The organism is Maribacter sp. (assembly GCF_016744255.1).
Classification (GTDB): domain Bacteria; phylum Bacteroidota; class Bacteroidia; order Flavobacteriales; family Flavobacteriaceae; genus Maribacter_B.
Map to the genome: position 1 here is coordinate 28,082 of NZ_JADGES010000003.1, position 23,636 is coordinate 51,717.

18 protein-coding genes are annotated in these 23,636 nt (G+C 32.9%); 6 read left to right on the forward strand and 12 right to left on the reverse strand.

The window, feature by feature from the left end:
* Positions 1-6: 6 nt before the first annotated feature.
* The 4 genes from QZZ51_RS01220 to QZZ51_RS01235 all read right to left on the reverse strand — a co-directional run bounded on the left by QZZ51_RS01220 (position 7) and on the right by QZZ51_RS01235 (position 6,324).
* Entirely contained in the window at positions 7-225 is a 219-nt protein-coding gene (locus QZZ51_RS01220; protein WP_291864746.1) for a hypothetical protein, read from the reverse strand.
* A gap of 24 nt (positions 226-249) precedes the next feature.
* Positions 250-1,383 (reverse strand): OmpA family protein, encoded by a 1,134-nt coding sequence (locus QZZ51_RS01225; RefSeq protein WP_291864747.1) that lies wholly within the window; start codon positions 1,381-1,383, stop codon positions 250-252.
* Positions 1,384-1,509: 126 nt separating this feature from the next.
* Positions 1,510-3,264: a TonB-dependent receptor gene (locus tag QZZ51_RS01230; protein WP_291864749.1), complete on the reverse strand. Its 1,755-nt coding sequence runs from the start codon at positions 3,262-3,264 to the stop codon at positions 1,510-1,512.
* 42 nt (positions 3,265-3,306) lie between these two features.
* Entirely contained in the window at positions 3,307-6,324 is a 3,018-nt protein-coding gene (locus QZZ51_RS01235) for a tetratricopeptide repeat protein (RefSeq protein ID WP_291864752.1), read from the reverse strand.
* 183 nt (positions 6,325-6,507) lie between these two features.
* Between QZZ51_RS01235 and QZZ51_RS01240 the strand changes: the two genes are divergently transcribed.
* Positions 6,508-7,191 (forward strand): ATP-binding cassette domain-containing protein, encoded by a 684-nt coding sequence (locus tag QZZ51_RS01240; protein ID WP_291864754.1) that lies wholly within the window; start codon positions 6,508-6,510, stop codon positions 7,189-7,191.
* 50 nt (positions 7,192-7,241) lie between these two features.
* Here the strand turns inward: QZZ51_RS01240 and murQ are convergent, their stop codons facing one another.
* The 5 genes from murQ to QZZ51_RS01265 form a co-directional block, all read right to left on the reverse strand.
* The gene (gene murQ / locus QZZ51_RS01245; RefSeq protein WP_291864756.1) at positions 7,242-8,057 is read right to left on the reverse strand and encodes an N-acetylmuramic acid 6-phosphate etherase; all 816 of its coding nucleotides are present in this window, start codon (positions 8,055-8,057) and stop codon (positions 7,242-7,244) included.
* Positions 8,058-9,509 (reverse strand): sodium:solute symporter, encoded by a 1,452-nt coding sequence (locus QZZ51_RS01250; protein ID WP_291864758.1) that lies wholly within the window; start codon positions 9,507-9,509, stop codon positions 8,058-8,060.
* A gap of 24 nt (positions 9,510-9,533) precedes the next feature.
* Positions 9,534-10,724 (reverse strand): DUF1343 domain-containing protein, encoded by a 1,191-nt coding sequence (locus QZZ51_RS01255; RefSeq protein WP_291864761.1) that lies wholly within the window; start codon positions 10,722-10,724, stop codon positions 9,534-9,536.
* Positions 10,725-10,804: 80 nt separating this feature from the next.
* Positions 10,805-12,112 carry a RagB/SusD family nutrient uptake outer membrane protein gene (locus QZZ51_RS01260; RefSeq protein ID WP_291864762.1) on the reverse strand — a complete coding sequence of 436 codons (1,308 nt, stop codon included), beginning with the start codon at positions 12,110-12,112 and terminating at the stop codon, positions 10,805-10,807.
* A gap of 10 nt (positions 12,113-12,122) precedes the next feature.
* On the reverse strand, positions 12,123-15,209 hold the full coding sequence (locus tag QZZ51_RS01265) for a SusC/RagA family TonB-linked outer membrane protein (RefSeq protein ID WP_291864765.1): 3,087 nt from the start codon (positions 15,207-15,209) through the stop codon (positions 12,123-12,125).
* A 191-nt stretch (positions 15,210-15,400) separates the two neighbouring features.
* Here QZZ51_RS01265 and QZZ51_RS01270 point away from each other — a divergent pair, with 191 nt between their 5' ends.
* Entirely contained in the window at positions 15,401-16,156 is a 756-nt protein-coding gene (locus QZZ51_RS01270) for a DeoR/GlpR family DNA-binding transcription regulator (RefSeq protein ID WP_291864767.1), read from the forward strand.
* A 146-nt stretch (positions 16,157-16,302) separates the two neighbouring features.
* Positions 16,303-17,052, forward strand: coding sequence for a polyphosphate--glucose phosphotransferase (gene ppgK / locus QZZ51_RS01275; RefSeq protein ID WP_291864769.1), 750 nt, complete (start codon positions 16,303-16,305; stop codon positions 17,050-17,052).
* 73 nt (positions 17,053-17,125) lie between these two features.
* Here ppgK and typA read toward each other — a convergent pair whose 3' ends face one another.
* Both typA and QZZ51_RS01285 read right to left on the reverse strand, forming a co-directional pair.
* Positions 17,126-18,925, reverse strand: coding sequence for a translational GTPase TypA (gene typA / locus QZZ51_RS01280; RefSeq protein ID WP_291864772.1), 1,800 nt, complete (start codon positions 18,923-18,925; stop codon positions 17,126-17,128).
* Positions 18,926-19,039: 114 nt separating this feature from the next.
* Positions 19,040-19,585, reverse strand: a complete 546-nt coding sequence (locus QZZ51_RS01285) for a hypothetical protein (RefSeq protein WP_291864773.1) — start codon at positions 19,583-19,585, stop codon at positions 19,040-19,042.
* A gap of 85 nt (positions 19,586-19,670) precedes the next feature.
* Between QZZ51_RS01285 and kdsA the strand changes: the two genes are divergently transcribed.
* Both kdsA and QZZ51_RS01295 read left to right on the forward strand, forming a co-directional pair.
* The gene (gene kdsA / locus QZZ51_RS01290; RefSeq protein WP_291864775.1) at positions 19,671-20,489 is read left to right on the forward strand and encodes a 3-deoxy-8-phosphooctulonate synthase; all 819 of its coding nucleotides are present in this window, start codon (positions 19,671-19,673) and stop codon (positions 20,487-20,489) included.
* Positions 20,490-20,531: 42 nt separating this feature from the next.
* The gene (locus QZZ51_RS01295) at positions 20,532-22,508 is read left to right on the forward strand and encodes a DUF3857 domain-containing protein (RefSeq protein WP_291864777.1); all 1,977 of its coding nucleotides are present in this window, start codon (positions 20,532-20,534) and stop codon (positions 22,506-22,508) included.
* Positions 22,509-22,537: 29 nt separating this feature from the next.
* Here the strand turns inward: QZZ51_RS01295 and QZZ51_RS01300 are convergent, their stop codons facing one another.
* Positions 22,538-22,897: a DUF1801 domain-containing protein gene (locus QZZ51_RS01300; protein ID WP_291864779.1), complete on the reverse strand. Its 360-nt coding sequence runs from the start codon at positions 22,895-22,897 to the stop codon at positions 22,538-22,540.
* Between the two features lie 96 nt (positions 22,898-22,993).
* On the opposite strand from QZZ51_RS01300, the gene QZZ51_RS01305 reads away from it, so the two are divergent.
* Positions 22,994-23,626 (forward strand): hypothetical protein, encoded by a 633-nt coding sequence (locus QZZ51_RS01305; RefSeq protein ID WP_291864782.1) that lies wholly within the window; start codon positions 22,994-22,996, stop codon positions 23,624-23,626.
* Positions 23,627-23,636 lie beyond the last annotated feature (10 nt).

The following is a 23,636-nucleotide window of genomic DNA, read 5'->3' on the forward strand; positions in this document are numbered from 1 at the left end:
TGGTTATTACAAATTCCACTCTTCTATTTTTAGAATTTTCTTTGTTTGTTGCATTTTCTTCTCTGTAGCCCTAAACTGAGTATGTACTAAAACCCAATCTCTAGTATCCTTATAAAAATTACTGTAACCAATTTCTAAATATGTCTTAGAATCAAGATTTAACTTAGACAAGTGCATTTTAGAAATGCTCTTTCTTAAATAGGAACCTGTATTGGTGTGACCCAAAAAGAAACATCTTATCAAAAAAAATTAATTGTCCTCCTCGAACCTAGTTTCGGCGAAGGAACCTCTATTGGCACTTGGAGCAAATCTTCTTTTAGACAAAACAAACTCTGCTCGCCTATTTTTTCGTTTATCTTCTGGCGTTAAATTATCTACCGCAGGTTTTTCATCTCCATGACCATACCATTGTATACGTTTTTCTTTTACGCCTAATTTTATTAAGTAATTTGCAACACTCTTTGCTCTATTTACAGAAAGACTTTTATTATAAGATTTAGCTCCTTGATTATCCGTATGTGCATGAATTGCAATAAATAGTTCTGGATTTTTTTTAAGCTGATTATACAACACTTTTAAATCGAACTTAGATTTATTATTCAATTTATATTCATCTATCGGAAACAAAACATTTTTTAAAGCATAGACTTTATCTACTTCTAAATTATCATAAAAATCACTTTCTATTGACATAACAGAGACCATATCTAGATAATAATAAGATGCCGATTTTGTCCCTTTTGTCTTTTCTGTCTTGGTATTAGAATTATCTTTAAAATTACCAATGGTTATAAAGTTTTCTTTCCCCTTAGCTATAATTTCAACATAGACTTTCATCCACCCTTTCTTGTCTATATAAAACTTAGGATTATATGCTTTTTTATAACTGTAATTTTTTAAAGATTTTCCATTAATAAAACTTTCACCTCCTATTACTTTAGTACTTTGCACATCTATACGCTTCTCTGAAAGTAATATTCCTAACTCTTGAATAGCTAATATTGATTTTTCGGAAAGACTTAAATAAAAGGTAACACCATAGCGTTTATTTTTTTTAAGTGTTTGGTTTAATTCTCCTTGTAAGTACTCCCGATAATTATTAGGAGCCAATAAATACATTCCCGCATAGCCCTTTCCAAAAGCCGCAGTCTGGGTTCCGTTAAAATTCTCGGGGACACCCATTTTAGAACTACATTCATTAAAATAATCTGATGTTCCTTCTGTGGCTCTACTCCAACTCCGAACATCTGTAGTTACATTCCCCAATTCTTTTGGGCAATCTTCAAAATTTTCGAAACTAGGGTTTTTTACCAAATTTTGACTCTGAATACAATTTGCATGAAACAGAATTAAAACTAAAAAAGAGAACTTAAATAAACGCATATAGGGGAATTTAATATATTTTAATGTAAGTATTAACTTACAATATTATATATTCCTAACGACAACTACAATAAAAAAGTATAACTCTTTATCAATAATACGACAAACCTTCTATTACAAATAAATCTAAAAATTAAATTTATACGTAGCTCCTCCTAAAATTTGAATTCCTTGCACTGGGTAATTAGCCCAACGTTGGTAATCTGTATTTGCGATATTCGCTGCCTTTAAAAAGAAAGACCATTGTTTGGTATAGCGATATCCTACATGAGCATTGGCATCTAAATAACTATCCAAATCTATAATGGTTGCTGGATAATCTGCTGGTAATACATTTTGCACTACAGTTGTAGAAAAATCTTGACGCTTTCCTACATAAAACAAATTAGCACCCATAAACCATTTTTTACCAATTTGATAATCCATAAATACAGAGGCTTTGGTTGTTGGTAAATTCCAAGCAGAGTTCCCTGTTTCTGTACTATAATCCAAAAATTCAGCATTTACTCCAAGCGTAAAATTTCTATTTACATCTACATTTAATTCCGCAAAGAAACCTAGTGTTTTTATATCATCATAAAAGACTTCAAAAGAATTTCCGTAAAAATATCCTTTCTCATCATCCCTAAAATTATTTATAGGATTTAGCTTATACAAAGGTTTTTTATTTTCCGCCGAGTAAAAGGCTTTTATATTATAACTAAGATTAGGCAATAGTTGTCCTTTTAATCCTCCATACGCATTATACTGTTTATCTGTTGGGGCAATTTCCAAAGTTGGTGACACAAAGGAGTTTTCTTCCACAAAATCATAATATGAGTTCTGCTTTAGCTCCCCTACTATTCCTCCATATGCAATTACGGTTTCATCTATCAATCTATAGGAGGCTGTAACTGCCGGGTATATATAAAAGTTAGTATCGCTATTTTCGGTATCTACACCGTATACCAAATTAACCCCTAAACGCAGCGACAAATCATCTCGCAACATAGTTAAACTAGGGTTTATACCCACTTGAATATTCCTATAGGTACTACCTGCTAAGTTTGCAGTATTATTAATATCATCGTTTTTAAATTTTCCATTAACATAATCAATATTAGCATTGACATCTAAAGTTTCGTCATTTACAGGAAACTGTGCCGTGGCATTAAAAACCACTCTATTTTCTCCAGATTTAACAGCATCCCAAAATCTTCTATACTTTAAATCTGCCTTTTTAAAAATTGCATCCTCTACGTTGATATGTGCCGCAGCTTCACCCATATAATAATTTTGATGCGCATCAATCCCATCAATAACATCTACATCTGTAATACTAGAAGGCAAGCCGTACCAATTATATAATTGATGTTGCAAGGCTACATCTGCACCCCAATCCATATCTCTATCTCTTTTAGAATATGAAGCATCTAATTTAGAATCCGAAAAAATATTATCTAAAACCACCCCATCTAAATCTCCTCTAGAAGAATTATGATTTAATCCCAAATCTAATCTTTCATCTCTATTTAAAGCCCTACTGGTATAAAATTCGGCAGTAGTATTTCCATAATTACCAATACCTGCAGAAGCATACGAATTAAATAATTCTGGTGGCGGCAACTTACTAACAGTGGATGCCTTTCCTTTTGCTGGAGTAAATGTAGATGCAACTGGCACAGAAAAAATACTATATTCTATTGGCTTTTTTTGAAGCGCAATAGAGTCGTTCATTATAGGGGATGATTTTATTTTAAAAGCATCTGACACTGTCGGGGAATACGCCTTAGTAACAGTTACTGTTTCCGTACCTAAATCGTCCTCTTCTGTTTCTTGTGCCACTCCTAACTGAATACAGCTTAAAATTGCTATAAAAGTTACTTTAATATACTTATTCATATAATGTTCTTTTGTTCCGAAAAATCGGTTATACAAATTATTTTAGTTTGGATTTATGGAAGAATTACTCTTCGCTTCTTTTGCCTTTATACTTCTTAATTCCCCTTTGGCTTCTGCTACCAAATCTGGATATTGACTAAAGTTTTCCATGACGCTTTCTAGAATATAAGTAGCTTGGTAGGCATCATCCAAAGCATAGAAATTCTTAGCCATTATAACCAACCCTTTACCTCCCCATTCTTTATAACTAGAGTAATCTTTTGCTAATTTCTGTACAGCGGTATTGGATGCTTCAAAGTCACCCTCGTTATATTTAAAATAAGCATCGTAGTACAATGCTTCCGCCGCTGTTTCTCCTGTTGCAATATTCAGAACTCTAGCATACGCTTCTTTAGCTCTCGACTCGTCATTCGTCTTAATTGCAGAACGGGCTATCATTATCTGTGCATCACTCTTTATTCTATTATCTATAGTTGGTGTTGCCAATACTTTTTCGGCATAAGCTATAGTTTTATCATAATTCTTCTGCTCGTAATACCCTTTCATTAAGTTCGATTGTGCAAAAGTTCTATTCTGGGAAATATTAGCAACCTTCTCTAGCCTTTCTAAATAAGGCAATGCAGTGCTATATTTCTTAACTCCAATATAAACCTCGCAAATTCTAGTTAAAGCTTGTTCGGAATATTCGCTAGCGCCACTATCCGCAACATATTGATAATAAGGTATTGCTTTTTCTTTCTGTTCTTTTCCAAAATATAACTGTGCAATACTAAAATTAGCCTGAATGCTATGAAGGCCATTAGGAAATTCTTTAATATAATTTAGAAACCCACGGATTGCCGCATCTTTATTCCCTTCTATATATTGCTTATCAGCAGATTCAAAAGTAGCATTGTCTAATTCGCTATCTGTTACTTCTACAAAATCTAAATCTTTAACCCAAGCAGCATACTCATTAACTCTCCCCAAATCTACATATACCAGCTTGGCAGTAGATACTGCTTGTATTGCTTCTTGTGTTTTAGGATAATCGCGAACTACCGTTTTAAATTTCCCTAATGCTTGTTCGTTTCTATTGGCATTATAATGTACTAAACCTTGACGCACTAAGGCCTGAGGCACTAAGGAACTGCCTCTAAAATTGGTTATTAATTTATCGTAAGCCCTTAAGCCTTTATCCTCTTGCCCTTCGGCTACGTATGTATTTCCTAATTCAAACAAAGCATCATCTCGTAAGGTTGATTTGGTATAGGTAGACACAAAATTATTTAACCCATCTATTTTCTTTGCTTTACGATCTACAAAACCATAACTCATAGCCTTTTGGTAGGCAGCATAATCCTTTTCTGGACCAGTTAAAGCTAAAGACTTATTATATGTTTCTATTGCCGGCCAGTACTTTCTACTAACAAAATAACTATCTCCTAAACGTAAATACCCATCATTTAACTTCTGATTATCGGATGTGCCACTACTCGTATAACTATTAAAATAGGTTATTGCGTTAGTGTAATCCTTCTTTTTAAAATAGGTGTATGCTAAATTATAATCTATTTCTGTATTCTCTGATAGTAAAGAGGCATTTGGGCTTTGTTTAAAAGACATAAATCCGGATAAAGCAGCATCAAACTTGTTTAACAAATAGTCCGATTCTGCTTTCCAATAAACAGCTCTAGATTTAAAATTTGCATCTTCCGCACTTGCGATAGATTTCTCGAAGATTTCCGAAGCTGTACCATAGTCTGCATCCACGAACAATTCTACCCCTCTATAAAAAGCTACTTTCTGGTAGGTAGATTTACTAGCATAATTTTTATTCTTCTCTAACAGCTCCATTGCTCCAGAGAAATTCTTCGATGTTATATACGAATCCACTAAAAGCTCTTGCATTTCTTGCTTATGAGAGTCATTTGGATACTGTTTTAAATAGTTAGATATTACCTGAGGTACTGGCTCATAAGCATTCCCCACTTCATAACTTAACCGAGCATAGTTTAAATAGGCATCTTTTTGAATTTCAGGAGAAAAATCCATCTGCGATGCATTTCTAAAAGCATTTAATGCCTCTTGCTTTTTCTCTAATTTTAAATAACATTCTGCCAAATGATAATAAGCGTTTTGCGAAACACTATTTGTTCCTCCTATTATTTTGTTAAACTGCTGTATAGCATTGGCGTAATCTTGTTGTTGGTAATAGGCATATCCTAACAAATAATAATCTGTATTGCTCCATTTTCCGCGCTTACCTTTATACTCTTCTAAATAGGGTATTGCGTTAGAATATTGCTTTAGATTAAAATAACTTTCTCCTATAATTTTATTTAACTCCGAGACTTCCTTACGATCCGCCTTTGGCAATTGTTTTTTTGCTAAGGCAATAGCTTGCTCAAACTTACCAAGCTTAAAATTCATATCCGCTTGGTAATAAGATAATTTTTCTTCTAAAACTTTCTGATCTGTTATTTGATCAAAACGTTCATTGGCAGCCTCATAATCATCTTGCTGGTACGAAATATACCCTAAGTAATATTTAGCCTGAGAACCGTAAATTGGGGAAGAAGTAACTTTACTTAAATATTTTTCGGCTTCTTTTGTTTTCTTAGAAGAAAATAAGGAATATCCATAATTAAAATTAAACTTATCCATCTCTTTTCTAGAAAGAGCACCTTGATCTAATTTATTATACCATTTTAAAGCATAAGGGTATTTTCCTGTTTTAAAATAATATTCAGCCACATCGGCAAATGCAGCATTCTTTTTAGTCGATGTTGGGTAATTTTCCACAAAATCTTCCATAAGACGATCTGCCCCAAGTTGATTAAGCCTTACTGCTGCATTAGCAGAATAATAAGCACTATTCGCGGCAGTTTCTTCATCTTCCGTTTTAGCCTTTACTTTCTCAAAAATAGTCTGCGCTGCTTGGTATTGTTCATTATTGTACAATGCCAATGCGTTTTGATATTCTTTTTCTTTGTGGGTATAAATTTTGGTTTCTTGGGCTGTACCAATGTAAACCATTCCCATAATCATGGGAAGTAATGCGGTGTATTTTCTAAACATAGCGTTCTCTAACTATTAACTAAAATATATAACGGCAAATATTGTTCCGAAGTATATTAAAAAAGTGGATGCGTCTTAATTTATTCCTAAATAATACCCAAAGCTAATTAAACAAAAAGATTTTTAAAAAAGGTTGTAGCAGAATACAACAGAACTTATTACTTTTATATCAACAATACCAATATGGAAGAGAATATTTTAGAGCTTAATAATGTTGCCATTTTTCAAAAGGAAAGTTTAATCCTTAACGAGGTTAATTTAACCGTTGAAAAAGGAGAATTTGTTTACTTAATTGGTAAAACAGGAAGTGGAAAAAGTAGCCTTATGAAAACACTATATGGCGACTTACCTTTAAAAAAAGGCTCCGGAACCATTGTAGACTTTAATTTAAAGACTCTTAAAGAAAAGGACATCCCTTTTTTAAGAAGAAAAATTGGGATTGTTTTCCAAGATTTTAAATTACTTCCAGACAGAACTATTAATAAAAACCTACTTTTTGTTTTAAAAGCCACCGGCTGGAAAGACCAAAGTAAAATGAACCAACAGATAGAAAAAGTTTTAGATAAGGTAGGAATGAAAACCAAAGGATTTAAGTTTCCACACGAACTTTCTGGAGGAGAACAACAACGAATTGCTATTGCCAGAGCTTTGCTAAACAATCCTGAACTTATTATTGCTGATGAACCTACTGGAAATCTTGATCCACAAACCAGTGTTGAAGTAATGAAAGTATTACAAGAAATTAATAAAGCAGGGAAAACCATTCTCATGGCTACCCATGATTATGCTCTTATTTTAAAATACCCCGCAAAAACACTCAAATGTGATGCTAACAAAGTTTTTGAGGTAGTGCAAAAAGCGGTTTAAAAAAAAATTTTTAAATTATCAATTACCTAAAACAAACATTTTTAGCACTTTTAGGCCTTATAATTTTCTATTACCGCTCTAACACTATTATTTTTAGCTAGCAATTCGCTAGCTAAATCTTCGGAAATATGAAGTGCTTCAACGACCATTTTCATTGCTCTATTAGTTAGTTTTTTATTAGACAATTGCATGTCTACCATTTTATTTCCCATAACTCTTCCTAGTTTAATCATTACGGCAGTAGATATCATATTTAGCACCAACTTTTGAGCTGTTCCGGCTTTCATTCTTGTACTTCCGGTTACAAATTCTGGCCCTACAATTACTTCTATTGGGTATTTCGCTAATTCTGCCATTGGCGAGTTTGTATTACATACAATACAGCCCGAAGTTATATTTTCATCTAATGCAAATTTTAAACCCCCAACAACATAGGGTGTGGTTCCTGAAGCCGCAATACCTAAAAGAACATCATTTTCACTTATTTTATATTTTTCTAAATCTTTTTGGGCTTGGAATATATCGTCCTCCGCATTTTCAACTGCTTTTCTAAGTGCTATATCGCCTCCTGCAATTAAACCAATAATCCAATCTGAAGAAACGCCAAAGGTAGGAGGACATTCAGAAGCATCTAACACACCTAATCTACCACTAGTTCCTGCACCAATATAAAACAACCTACCACCCTTTTTCATTTTATCAACTACAACATCTACAAAACTTTCAATCTTCGGGATAACTTTTTCTATTGTCAAAGGAACTAATTTATCCTCCGTGTTTATACTCCTAAGTAACTCCTCAGTACTCCTATTTTCTAAATTGGTATATCTGGAAGATTCCTCTGTCGTAGGTTTTATATTTTTCATCTATTTTTCTTTTATTAGTAATAACCCAAGAACAGTTAACCCTGCATTAACTGCAATATTTATAAATCCGAAATCAAAACTGAATACTTTAACAAAATAAGCACTTAATAGATAGGTAAGTATAGGTGCTCCCAAGCAAACTAATACAACCCACTTATCTTTTATCTTAATTTTTGTGAACATCCCAAATAGATATAGACCTAAAAGAGGACCATAGGTATACCCCGCTACTTTAAATATCAAGGATATTACATCGCCTTTACTCTCTGAAAACAACATAATTATTAAAAATACTACTCCTGAAAACCCTAACAATACTATGTTTTTAAGTTTTTCTTTCTCTTGTTTAGATTTTCTCGAAATGTCTAAAAAATCATACGTAAAGGAGGTTGTAAGTGCTGTTAAGGCTGAATCTACACTTGAAAAAGAAGCTGCAATTATTCCTAACAAAAAACTTATTCCTGCAAAAATACCGAAATAATTAAGTGCTAAATTTGGAAAAAGAGCATCTGTATTTAGCAATTTTCCATCTTCCCCTAAAGCTAATTCTATGCCATTTTTATCTGCATATATATAGAGTAATACACCAAGGCCTAAAAAAAGAAATTGAGTTAGCGCTAAAATAAAACTATAAACTAATGTATTCTTTTGTGCATCCCACTGATTTTTACAGGTTAACGTTTTCTGCATCATGTTTTGGTCTAAACCAATCATAGCAATAGCGACTAATATTCCTGCTATAAATTGTTTAAAAAAATTGTTACTGGATTTAAACTCCCAATTAAACACTTTAAAATAATCGTGATTAACAACCTCCTGAAATGAAGTATACAAGGACCAATTTAAAGAACTTGTTATAGCATAAATACTAATAACTGCGCCCAGGATTAAAAAAGTGGTCTGCATAGTATCTGTCCATACGATAGTCTTAATACCCGATTTATTGGTGTATAACCATACCAAACCTAAAATTAATATCACTGTAATAAAGAAAGGAACTCCTAATGCATTAAACAAAGCAAACTGAAGTATTTTTGCTGCCAAAAGGAGCCTAAGTGCCGCTCCAAAAGATTGCGATACTAGAAAAAAGAGGGAACCCGTTTTATACGTACGTATACCAAATCTCTCTTTTAAAAACCCATATATAGACACTAATCTTAATCTAAAATAAAGTGGAATTAACACAAAGGTTATAAACAAATACCCTACAATATTTCCCAGTATAAATTGATAGAAATAAAAATTATTATTCCCTACCATTCCTGGTAATGATACAAAGGTAACACCAGATAATCCGGCACCAACCATACCAAATGCTACTAAAAACCACGGAGATTTTCTATCTCCCGTAAAAAAAGAATTTTCACTTGCTCCTTTAGAAGTATAATGCGATATAAACATTAATAGAACAAAGTAAATTATAATAATACCTACAACTAAAATTGGTTCCAATAGCCTTCTATTTTATCGATTATTTTATTCATACAGTTTAATTTCTTGTAATTGTCTTTTGTATTCATCCAAATGTTCAAACGAATTAAGTGCAGCCACAGATTCATTATTCTCAACCCAATTCCTTAGTTTATCTGTTCCGTTAATTATATCTATTGGCATTTGGGTACAATTATATTCATAAGGCGGTTGCTTCCATTTAAAATCATCTCCTAAATAAGAACGAAATTCTTTTAATAAAAACAGGCCTGTCCGCCATGGCTCAAACAACTTTCTATCTGTAACATGTATCTGAATTCCTCCGCAAACTTTATCATAGTGTTTTTGAAAAGTGGGCAAAAAAGCTATGGGTCTAGCTACAAAACCTTTCAATTTTGATTTTTTTATTGCTTCAGACAAGTAACCATGATAGAATGAGAAAGGTTCTATTTTAGGAGAACCTATTATCTCTAAAGGTTGTGTTGTTCCTCTACCCTCACTAAGCTCTGTTCCTTCAAATAAAACTGTACTCGGAAAAGTAAAAACACTCTCCGTTCTTGCCAAGTTGGGAGAAGGAAGCAACCAAGGTATTTTAGTATCCCCAAAGTACATACTCCTTTGCCAATTCTTCATTTTTATTACCCTAACATTAGCTTTAGAGGTTACCCAAAATTTTTGGTGCATTTGTGCTACTTCACCCATTGTCATTGCATGCCTTACTGGCATAGGGTGCCTTCCTATGAAGGAGCTAAAAGACATATCTAATATATTCCCCGCTATTGTTTCCCCATTTAGTGGATTAGGCCTATCCAAAATAATTACTTCAATGCTTTTCTCTGCGCATTTCTCTAATAGTAAGGTTAAAGTATATATGTATGTATACATTCTACAACCTACATCTTGCATATCTACAAACAAATGATCAATCCCTTCTAACATTTCATCTGAAGGGGTTCGCGTTTCTGAATACAAAGAATATACTGGTATATTAAAAAAAGGATGTATCGTATGATCTGTCTCAATCATATTATCTTGAGCATCCGTTGAAAACCCATGTTGTGGACCAAAAATCTTTACAAATCGATTTTTAAATAAATTTTGAAAGACAAAAGTAGCATGTTGGCAATTAGCATCTACAGAGGCATTATGACAAAGTAAGGCTACATTTCCTTTAAATTCTGAAACTAATTTATTGTCTCCTTTAAGTACATCTAAACCGGTTAAAACTTTTTTCATATTATAATTTTTACGGTTAAAAAACCCAGAACAAAACAATAGTGTTCTGGGCGTAAACTTAATCTAACTCAAAAATTTAATTATGACGTTGGGTTTACTGGAGTATTGGTATTATTATCTCTTTCTGCATTAGGATAAGGGTAATAATCTCTATTTCTTTCTGCGTCTGCTTCTTGCGCCCCTGGTCTTCCAAACCTCCTTGTATCTTCTAACCCTAAGCCAGATAGATATAATTCTATTCTTCTATTTTTATAAATCTCGTCTAACAAAGCTTCTTGTGTAAGCGCTCCGGAGTATACTGGCAACCCAGCTCCCAAACCAAATACATCGGTAGTTGCCGTTTTAGTAAGTACGGCATTCAATGCAATTTCTGCATCTACAAGGTTATTATTTCTTGCATGCGATTCTGCTATAATTAAAAGCATCTCTCCTGGTAAATAAACAGGCACCTCATCTAAATTATCTGTATAAAAGCCAACGACCTGGTAATTTGGACTTGGAATACTAAAATCCTCTGCTGTTACATAAAATGGAATTCTAGCATCTGCTGGATCTGGCATTAGACTTCCAGGCAAACCAAAAGAAGTGTCTTTTGCTTGTGTTACATTTTGAGAGCCAAACCAAAAAGCAAGAGCATTTGGTACTGCAGCATCAAACTCCCAGGTGCTTTTTACATTTAAATCAACCTCAGTAGCTGCTGTTACTGCTTCGGTATAATTCCCTGCCATTAAATTAAATCTAGCCAATAGTGCATTTACAGAATTTTCTATATCTACAGAACCAAATACACCAGAAACAACTTCAGAAGAAATACCTGTGCCGATATGACTTTTTGCCTCTTCCAGGTCTGCAATAGCATTTTGTAGTACTGCACTTTTATCAACAAAAGGAGCGTTTTCTATAATTTCTACTGGAATTCTCTCATAAACCTGTATTAAAGTTCCATGTACCAATGCTCTATAAAACAAGCCATAAGCCTTTAAAGAATTTGCTAATTCTGTATTATCGGTAGCTTGATCCGCAGCATTAATTATCGTATTTGCTTCTTTACGGCATAACATTGCATTAGTCCAAATATTGTTTAATATTTCATTACCGCCATCCACATTAACACCACCTAGGACTAAACCATTTTCTCCTAAATTTCCAGGATTTAATAATCGAAGCTCGCCAGTATTTAGCCCCGAAATATGGGTGTTAGTATACAATACACCAGAACGGTCAGAACTCCATCGTTGTTGTATTCCGTTAATTAGTTTTATTAAATTATCTGTGCTGTTAACTACATCTGGTTCTAGAGTAGAATTGGGGTCTAAATATTCTGTATTACAAGATACTCCTGTTAATACCAAAAGACTTAAAGCTATAAATTTTAGTATATTTTTCATGTTTTTTTATTTAAAAATTTGCGCTTAATGAAATTGCAAAAGTGCTAGGGATAGGTACATTTCCAAAATTTACTGCTCTTAGTAAATTAGATTGCCCACCTGCATTTGTTTCAGGATCATAACTAAAGAAATTATCAAACGATATTAAATTTCTACCTATCAAAGACAATTTTACATTCTTTAAACTATCATTAAACAATGAAGGGAACTCATATCCTAAAGACAACTCTCTTAACTTTACAAATGAACCGTCTTCCATTCTAAATTCTTGGATTGGGTATATACCAGCAATATATCCTCTTGGCAATTCCCCAGAGAGCTCTTTTCCTGCCAAACTTCCTAAACCAACACCCTGCCTAGTTCGTTTATCCGCATCAAAAACATCGAACCCCTGTACGGCTTCCCAAAGCATCGAAAATGAAAATCGTTTATAAGCTACATCGGTTCCTATTCCTAAAATATAATCTGGGTTAGGATCTCCTATTACTTTTCGCAACACATCCCCTATTGGTTGCCCATTGGCATCTCTAGTAGGCAGTCCTGTTACTAAATCTCCCCTTTCTTGTTGTGGCACCCCTTCTGGAGCTCCTGTACTTGAAGGCCCTGATAATATTAATTCTCCGCTATCATCTCTTGCAAAATAAGTTCCATAAAAAACTCCTAATGCCTCCCCTTCTTTTACTACTGGAGGGGCTCCTGTAACGGTAGCAATTGTTATATCCCCACCAACTGTGTTTATAACCTCATTTTTATTACTACTATAGTTGAAGTTTAAATCCCAAGTTAAATCTTCCGTTTTCACTGGGGTAATTCTAGCATACAACTCTATACCATTATTAGACATTTTACCCACATTTTCCGTTCTTGTAGCTCCGCCTATAGATGGTGCTAAAACTCGACTAACAATAAGGTCCTCTATATTTTGCTTATAATATGTAAATAATAAAGAAGCTTTATTGTTAAAAAAACTAAGATCCGTTCCTATTTCGAATTCTTTAGTACGTTCTGGCACTAATCCTTCATTCCCCAATCTATTATTTTGTTGTAAGGTAGAAGAGCCTAAAAAGTCTGAAGAACTATAACTTCCGAATCTCTCATAAGGAGAAATTGCGGTAAGATTACCTGCTTCTCCATAAGAAGCTCTTAGTCTTGCTGAGTTAACAAAATTAGACTCTCCCCAAAACTTTTCATTAGATAATACATAGGATCCTGAAATTTTAGGATAAAAATTAGATCTATTATCTACATCAAAATTAGTGGCTCCATCTACACGACCAGCTAAGGTTAAAAACAATTTATCGTTAAAGGATAATGTTTCTTGCAAGAAAAACCCATATATATCTAAGTTTGAATCTATCGGGTTTGTTTGCAAAGGAACAGTTGGACTTCCATTCGCATCTAAATCTCTCCCTTGCGCTCCACTATATTCTAATTTACTAGATTGAAAACTGTAACCTGCGGTTGTTTTAGATTCTATCGTTTCACCTAAATTAACATCATAACTAGCATTAATATCATAATTCCAATTAAATATTTTTGCTTCTGCATCTCCTAAATACCCATTGTTAAAATAGGCAGGATTTACATTTGCATACGGATAAATTGGAATAGAAATATGTCCTTTTTGCGTATAGGTATCTACACCAATAATCTGATCAATAGACACTCCTTTAAAAGGAGTTATTTTTAAATGTGCATTAGGGATAAAATGACTCACTTTCTGGGTTATATCAAAAGTTTCTATTATAGATAATGGATTAACTCTTGTATTTTCAACAGCTAATAAATCTCCATTTGAATCTCGTTGGGTAATATCATAAATATTATTTGTAATATTTATTGCATTAATTGGGCTCCAGAAAACATTACCATCTGGTTTCTCATCGGAATTACTATTAGAGTAATACAATCCTATATCATAGGACAACCAGTCATTTACCGAATGATTAAAATTTAATCGGGCAGAAAATCTATTATACTTCGTATTCTTAACAATTCCTTCATTGCTTAAATACCCAATAGAGGCATTATAGCCCATCGTATCATTTCCATCACGTATGGAAAAATAATTATCGGTACCAAAACCTGTCTGAAATATTTCATCTTGGTAATCATACCTTTCTACATTGAATTTATTGGAAGATAAATTACTAAAAGTCGTTAAATTTCCAGATACTGTATCAAACCCAAAAATAGGCCATAGTCTTCCTGATAAGCTACTATTAGATACGGTCTCGAATTGCTCTCCTGTTAAATTTAGGTCTAGCTTTTTTCTTATTTTGCTTGCCTTAAATGTAGTTTTATAAAATAATTCTGGTCCATCTGTAGTATTACCACCTTTTTTAGTGGAAATTACAACAACTCCGTTGGATGCTCGCGAACCATATATTGCAGCAGCAGCAGCTCCATTTAATATATTAATACTAGCTATGTCATTTGGATTTATATCTATCATTCTATTCTGTCCGGGCTGCGCATCGCCTGCACTAACATTTAAATTGGTAACATTGGTTGTTAAATTACTTGTAACCACTCCATCGATAACATAAAGGGGCTCTGAGGAACCTTTTATAGTACTAGGCCCTCTTAATCTAATTGAAAACCCTCCTGCTGGATCTCCTGAATTTTGAGTTATTTGAGCCCCAGGAACTTTTCCTTGTAAAGATGCCGTAATATTTACTGGTGCAGCTTTAACTATTGCTGCAGATTTTATACTTGTAATGGCATTACCCAACTTTTTTCGGGATTGCGTTATAGAAGACCCTACAATTATTACTTCGTCCAAGGCATTAGCATCTACATTCAATACTATAGTCATTGGAGTTAGTCCGTCTAACATTTGAACTTCCTTTGTTTTATATCCAATATAACTTACAACCAATACAACATCTGTTGATTGATTTACTTGTATACTAAAATTACCGTCGAAATTAGAAACTCCTCCGTTTGTTGTTCCTTTTACCAATACACTAGCACCAGGTAATGGAAGCCCATCATCTGCTAGCACAGTTCCTGTAATATTAGTCATTTGTCCAAAAACAGTATGGGCAAATAGCAGGAAAAGTACTAATGGAAATACATAAAGATTTTTTTTCATAATAGTGAGTTTTTGAATGTTTACATCGCAAACATATCGTTATAATTTAATATTTGCAATATTAAATTGCAAATATTGCTAAAATAAACATGTTTAATTGCGTAAATAGCAACAAAAACTAATTTTTTGCCGCTTTAAGTAGCATTTATTTTGCGTAATTTTTCTTATCATTGTATTTAAATATATTTTTTTTGAAAAAGGACAAAAGGCATCAAATTATTCTAAACGAAGTTCATATTCACAATAGAGTTCTTCTGAGTGATTTAGCAACTATTTTAAATGTTTCTATGGATACTGTTCGTAGAGATATTAAAGAGCTAGACTCTAAAAAAAGCTTAAAAAAAGTCCATGGAGGAGCTGTTTCTAATGGTTTTAACATCAATACAGATAAAACTAGCGAAATATATGATTTACACAACAAAACGATAATCGCAAAAAAAGGTATAACCCTATTAAAAGAAGGGGATGTTATTCTTATAAGTGGTGGATCTACCAATATAGAACTGATTAAATTATTACCAAGAAAAATGGGCCTTACCTTTTTTACACCAAGCTTACAAATGGCTGTTGAACTATTAAATAACACCTCTAACAAATACGATGTATATTTAATTGGAGGCAAATTATCTAGAAGTTCTCAATTAGCAACCGGAGGTAGCACAATAAATATTTTATCTGAAATAAAAGCAGATATTTGTTTTTTAGGAACTGGGTATTTAGATATTGAGCACGGAATTACTGAAGTAGATTGGGAAATTGCTCAAATGAAAAAAGCGATGATTAAGGCATCTAAGCAAGTAGTTTCTCTGGCTATTTCTGAAAAAATAAATACCTTTAATAGATACAAAATTGGAGATTTAAGCGCTATTGATATTCTAGTAACGGAACTTAATACGGAAGACCCAATACTTAATAAATACCAAAAAGAAAACATAACTCTTTTATAAGTTTTTAAACTCTAAAAAGAAATTTAAGATATTATTGAATACTCTATTTTTAGTACAAGTAAAAAAATAATAAGTATTCCAATACTAGGCAAACAATCTTTTCCTAATTCTTTTCGTTACTTTGTTAACATAACAAATAATAATTCATGGAAGTTTTAGGTATCGATATAGGTGGTTCTGGAATGAAAGGAGCTCTAGTAAACACAATAACAGGTGAAATGACCACCAAAAGGTTTAGAGTCCCTACACCACCTAGTAGAAAACCTAAAGAAATGGCGAGAGTCATTCAAGAAATTGTAGAACACTTTAATTACAAAGGCCCTATTGGTTGTGGTTTTCCTACCATAGTAAAGCATGGTGTTTGCAAATCTCCTGGAAATTTAGATCCTTCTTGGCTCAATGTTAATATCCATGAACTTTTCAGTGAAACAACGGGACTACCAGTAACCGTAATTAATGATGCCGATGCTGCTGGTTATGCTACTATGAATTACGGTATTGGCAAAGGTAAAAAAGGTCTAGTGGTTATGATAACTATTGGCACTGGACTTGGTAGTGGTATGTTTTTAGATGGCGAATTAATTCCGAACTTTGAACTGGGACAAATACCTTACAAAGAATACGACAAAATTGAGTTATGGGCTGCAAATTCAGCAAAAGAACGCGAAGGACTTAGTTATAAAAAATGGGGAAAGCGCTTTAATAAATTTTTAAGCTTAGTAGAAATAATCACTTGTCCCGACCTTATTATTCTAGGAGGAGGTTCTTCTAAAGATTTTGAAAAATATAGCGAGTGTATTACTATAGATACTCCTGTAATTCCATCAGAATTACAAAACCATGCAGGTATTATTGGGGCAGCAGCGGCGGCATTACATCAAGCTCCGAAAGATTAATAAAATATACTTAAAACTAAAAAAGCTCCAAATTAAAAATTTGGAGCTTTTTTAGTATATATAAATAGAACACTTACGCTATTTTATTACGTTTACGTTCATTTTCTGTTAAGTATATTTTTCTTATTCGTAAAAACTTAGGAGTAACCTCAACATACTCATCTTTCTGAATATATTCTAAAGCTTCTTCTAAAGAGAATTTAATTGCCGGAACAATTTTAGCTTTATCATCTGCTCCTGAAGAACGTACGTTAGACATTTTTTTAGTTTTGGTGATATTTACTGTCATATCATCTCCTCTAGAATTCTCTCCTATAACTTGTCCTTCATAAATATCTTCTCCTGGCTCTACGAAAAATTTACCTCTATCTTGTAATTTATCAATAGAATAAGGAATAGCTTTACCAAGTTCCATAGAGACTAAAGAACCATTTTGTCTTTGTGGAATATCTCCTTTCATTGGTTGATACTCTAAGAAACGGTGTGCCATAATTGCCTCACCAGCTGTAGCTGTTAACAACTGATTACGTAGACCTATAATACCTCTAGATGGAATTAAGAATTCGCATACCATACGATCTCCTTTAGCTTCCATACTTGTCATTTCTCCTTTACGCATAGAAACAAATTCTACTGCTTTTCCTGAAACATTTTCTGGTAAATCAATAGTTAAAGATTCTATAGGCTCACATTTTACTCCGTCTATTTCTCTTATAATTACTTGCGGTTGCCCAATTTGTAATTCATAACCTTCTCTACGCATAGTTTCTATTAAAACAGAAAGGTGTAATACCCCACGGCCAAATACTAAAAACTTATCTGCACTATCCGTTGCATTTACACGTAAAGCTAAATTCTTTTCTAGTTCTTTTTGTAATCTATCATTAATATGCCTAGAAGTTACATACTTACCGTCTCTACCAAAAAATGGACTATCATTAATAGTAAACAACATACTCATTGTTGGTTCATCTATAGCAATAGTTTGTAAACCTTCTGGATTTTCTAAATCTGCAATAGTATCTCCAATTTCAAAACCTTCTATACCTGTTATAGCACAAATATCTCCTGTTGCTACTTCTTGCACCTTAAGTTTTCCTAGACCTTCAAAAATGAAAAGCTCTTTTATCTTTGATTTTTCGATAGACCCATCTCTTTTTACCAAAGAAACTTGCTGTCCTTCTTTTAATGTTCCTCTTTGTAATCTTCCGATAGCAATACGCCCTGTAAAAGAAGAGAAATCTAAAGATGTAATTAACATTTGCGTATTACCTTCTTTTGGTTCAAAAGTTGGAATATGCTCAATAACCATATCTAACAATGGCTCTATATTCTCTGTTTCATTTCTCCAATCATCACTCATCCAGTTATTTTTAGCTGAACCGTATACTGTTGGAAAATCTAGCTGCCATTCTTCGGCACCTAATTCGAACATTAAATCGAAAACTTTTTCATGTACCTCCTCTGGAGTACAGTTTTCTTTATCTACTTTATTTACAACCACGCAAGGTTTTAAACCTAAATCAATTGCTTTTTGCAATACAAAACGTGTTTGCGGCATAGGCCCTTCAAAAGCATCTACCAACAACAATACTCCATCTGCCATGTTTAATACACGCTCTACTTCACCACCAAAATCGGCGTGACCAGGAGTATCTATAATATTAATCTTTGTTCCTTTATAAACAACAGAAACGTTTTTCGAGGTAATAGTAATACCACGTTCTCGTTCCAAATCATTACTATCTAAAATTAAATCCCCTGTATTCTGGTTCTCACGAAACAATTGACAGTGGTACATAATTTTATCTACCAAGGTTGTTTTACCGTGATCTACGTGTGCAATGATTGCAATATTCTTTGTTATTGACATAAAGTAATTTATTTAATAGCTTTCTTAATGCTATTTTCAGCGTGCAAAGATACCTTAATTTTTTTCATGCTAGCAAATAGTTCTGTTAATTTTATGTTGCTGACTATCAGCAAATTACTTCTTCCTCTTTCGAATCACCCACCCAAAGGTTGTATGCAAAATAACTCCGAGACCATTTTCATAGTCATTAAAGCTATATCCCACGCCTCCCTCTATCTTAAAATTAAAACCTTTCTTATAGGTTCGTTGAAAGCCATATATCGGAGCAATTACACCCGTAAGATTATAATTCTTATGCAAATTTCCCAATATTGGGTTTCCACTTTGCAACCAAAGAGTACCTGATATATAATTACCGGTATTGCCAGAAATATTTTTATTTTTCCCTAATCTTCTTTCCATGTTATAATAATAACGGTATTGACCAACAAAAGCAGGGTAAATCCCATATGCCGTTTCGCAACCAGTACATCCTCTAGCTTCAAAACCTATAGTAAATTCAGTTGCTAAAGTTGTATTTGTGGTTACTCCTTTTTCATACACAAACCCTGGTGTAAAAACGTTAATAACAAACTGATTCTCCTCCACATTTTTAGCAGATTGCGCATTTGCTATTATTGTTAATCCAAAAAAAAGAACTAAAAGACTGGTGTTTTTCATAAGAATTTTCTGATATTTATTTACGTTTTCAAAACTATCAAACATCAAGCCAAAACTGTATCTTTACCAACTTAATTGTACCAAAATGAACCTAGACCTAATACCGCAACTGAAATTTACTGATAGCAATAACTTTTTTTTACTTTCAGGTCCTTGCGCCATTGAAGGAGAAGATATAGCTCTTAGAATTGCCGAAAAAATTGTATCTATCACAGATACACTTAAAATTCCTTACGTTTTTAAAGGGAGTTTTAAAAAGGCCAACAGAAGCAGAGTAGATTCTTTTACGGGTATTGGTGATGAAAAAGCCTTAAAAATATTAAGAAAAGTATCGGAAACTTTTAATGTTCCTACCGTAACAGATATACATACTAATGAAGATGCAGAAAGAGCTGCTCAATATGTAGATATTCTTCAGATTCCAGCTTTTCTGGTTCGCCAGACAGATTTAGTTGTTGCAGCCGCAAATACTGGTAAGGTGGTAAACTTAAAAAAAGGACAGTTCATGAGTCCGGAAAGTATGCAACATGCCGTAACCAAAGTAATCGATTCTAATAACCAGCAAGTTATGGTTACCGATCGCGGTACTATGTTTGGATACCAAGATATGGTGGTAGATTTTAGAGGTATCCCTACCATGAAACAATTTGCACCTGTTGTATTGGATGTTACCCATTCTTTACAACAACCTAATCAATCCTCAGGAGTAACTGGTGGTAGACCAGATATGATAGAGACTATTGCACGTGCAGGTATAGTTACTGGCGCAGATGGTATTTTTTTAGAAACTCATTTTGATCCAGCTAATGCAAAAAGCGATGGCGCCAATATGTTACATCTAGACCATTTAGAAGGGCTTTTAACTAATTTAGTCACTATTAGGAAAACAGTTAACTTATTGTAGGAATTTATTTAGATTTGCTATTAGATAATAATTTCTTTTAGTATGCCAAAAAAAATTCTTTTAACACTCTTTTTAGTCTTTTCGTTATTTTCCTTTTCTCAAAACAAAAAAGGGCACCCCTTTGGTGAACTTCTACTTTCCGAAAGGAATCTAATAACTTATGATAAGGATAGTACTGCAAATGCGGTTGTATTATATGAACGAGGAGACAACTATTTTAAGGTAATAGATAACAGAATTAAGTTAGTTAAAGAGTACCATGTAAAAATTAAAATTCTAAACAAAAAAGGGTTTGATGCTGGTACAATTGCGATCAACCTCTACCATAATGATGACAGTCATGAAACCCTAACAGATTTAAAAGCTATTACGCATAACGAGAATATAAAAACACATCTTCAATCCAGTAAAGTCTTTACAAAAGACCTATCCGAAAGGTGGAAAGAAAAAACCTTTACTTTCCCTAATATAAAAGAAGGCAGTATTTTAGAATATAAATACAAACAAATATCTCCATACATTTTTAATTTTAATGGTTGGGAATTCCAATCTAACATTCCTAAAATTTATAGTGAATTTAATGCCAAAATACCCGGAAATTATATTTACAATAGGGTTTTAAAAGGTTTCTTAAAATTAGATGTTAATGATGCTACTATAAAAAAAAGCTGTTTTCATATAGATGGGTACTCACAATCTGCAGATTGCGAGGTTTTAAAATATGCTATGAAAGATATTCCTGCTTTTAATGAGCAAGAAGAATATATGTTAGCTGCATCTAATTACAAATCGAAAATAGAATTTGAACTCTCAGAACATCGCCGTTTCGATGACATAATTCACAAATACACTAAATCGTGGAAAAATGTGGATAAAGAATTTAGAACAGATAAAGATTTTGGAAAACAATTAACCAAAAAGAATTTCTTTGAAAAAAATGTTCCAGCAGATTTATTTACTAGTGAAAAAGACACACTAGAAAGGGCTAAAAAAATATATAGTTTTATTCAAAACTACTTTTCTTGGGATGGCAAAAATTCTTCCTATGGAAGAGCTAGGGTTAAAGAGGCGTTTAATAATAAAAAAGGCAATGCGTGGGAAATAAACATGTCCCTTATTAACCTATTAAATGCGGCAGGGATACCATCTAAAATGATGCTCGTTTCTACACGGCAGAATGGCTTACCCAAAACAACACATCCGGTCATGAATGATTTTAATTATATTCTTGCCAAAACAAATATTAATGGCGAAACCTATTTGTTAGATGCCACTAACAAGTATATGCCATTTGGCTCTTTACCTTTCAAAGCATTAAACCATTATGGGCGTGTTATGGATTTTAAAAATGAAAGCTCTTGGGAAAAAATAACTCCTAAACATGGAAGCAGAGAAGCTGTTATGGGAGAAATAAAGTTTGATACAAAAACTAAAAAGACTAGAGGTACTCTAAGAATTATCCATTCCGGTTATACAGGAATAGAAAAGCATAAAGAAAAAGAGGAACTAAGCGAGGAGGATTATATTGATAAAATAGAAGAAGATATTTCTGAAGATTTTGTTATTGTAGACTACCTATTTGATAAAGAAAAAAATACAAGCTTAAAAACGCAGGAAATAATTCAATTTGAAATAGAAAATAGTTTTAAAGAAAAAATGGTTTATCTAAATCCGTTTTTCGTGAAATTCTTTAAAAGCAATCCCTTTTTAAGCGAGGAACGAAATTTCCCAGTTGACTTTGGATATAAAAGAAGGTATACTTATTTAATAAATATAGAAGTCCCCAAAGGCTATACAGTGCATGAATTACCAGAAAGTAAGAATGTGAAATTTGGAGATAATTATGGCGATTTTCGTTTTGAGACACAGCAGAATAGCGATAGGATTGCCCTATCTTTTGATTTATCGCTAAAAGAAACTCATTTGGAACCTGAAAATTATACTGGTCTTAAAGAGTTGTTTAAGTATGTTACTAACATTCAGAATAATTCTTTAATAATTTTCAAAAAGACAGATTAAGAGTTTATGTTTCATTATATGGGCTGCTTTTATTTCCAGAACTTTTTATCCTTTACCTGGTAAGCATCTAAGAGAACTTCTTTTAGAATAGTATCTTGTATTTCTTCCAATGTAGTGTAGCGTAAGGATTTCATAACTTTTCTGCCTGCAGTTACCATTAACTCCGTATGGACTGTTAAGTGCCCTCCATTCCAAAACCCTATATCTACATAATTTTTACTTTTATTTAAATAACAAAAAGGCCTTCCGTTAACATAATAGAAAGGAACCTTGTATTTGTATTTTAATTCTACATCCGAGATAGTATGCTCAATTATCATCTGAACATGTAATAAGATACTTCTAAAAGGTTCTGTTTGCTGAAGAATGTAGTTTTCTGCTGGGTTCATAATTCAATTTAAATTATATAATTGAATTAAAAAACTAAAAAAAGAATTGCTTGGTTATAAAAATATATTAACTTTGTATTTCAAAGTACTTTAAATATGGAGCAAAATAAATATTTAGAAGATATATCTGAAATTAAGAATATGATGAGTCGTTCTTCTAGATTCATTTCCTTAAGTGGAATATCTGGAATCTTAGCAGGAATATATGCTTTAATAGGTGCTTATTTAGCACATAGCATATTAGTAAAGAATCCGCTATATATGTTTTCGTCTAAAACAGATGTTACTAGATATAGCATGCTCAATCTTAACAATTTGTATTTTATTGCAATCGGTGTTATTATTGCTGCTGCAATTACTGGTGTACTATTAACTCTTAAAAAATCTAGAGAGAGTGGCGAAAAAATGTGGGATGTTACCAGTAAACGATTGGTTTTTAATTTCTTAATTCCCCTATTTACTGGTGGTCTTTTTTGCTTAAGCCTTATACAGAATGAAATATATGGTTTGGTTGCCCCTGCTACCTTATTATTTTATGGACTTGCCTGTGTTAATGCAAGTAAATACACATTAAGAGATGTTCGCTATTTGGGCTTTGCTAATATAATAATTGGTCTAATTGCTACACAGTTTATAGGTTATGGTTTGTATTTTTGGGCCTTAGGTTTTGGCGTATTTCATATTCTCTATGGATCTATTATGTATTTTAAATATGATAAAAAGAATTAAAAAAGACCTT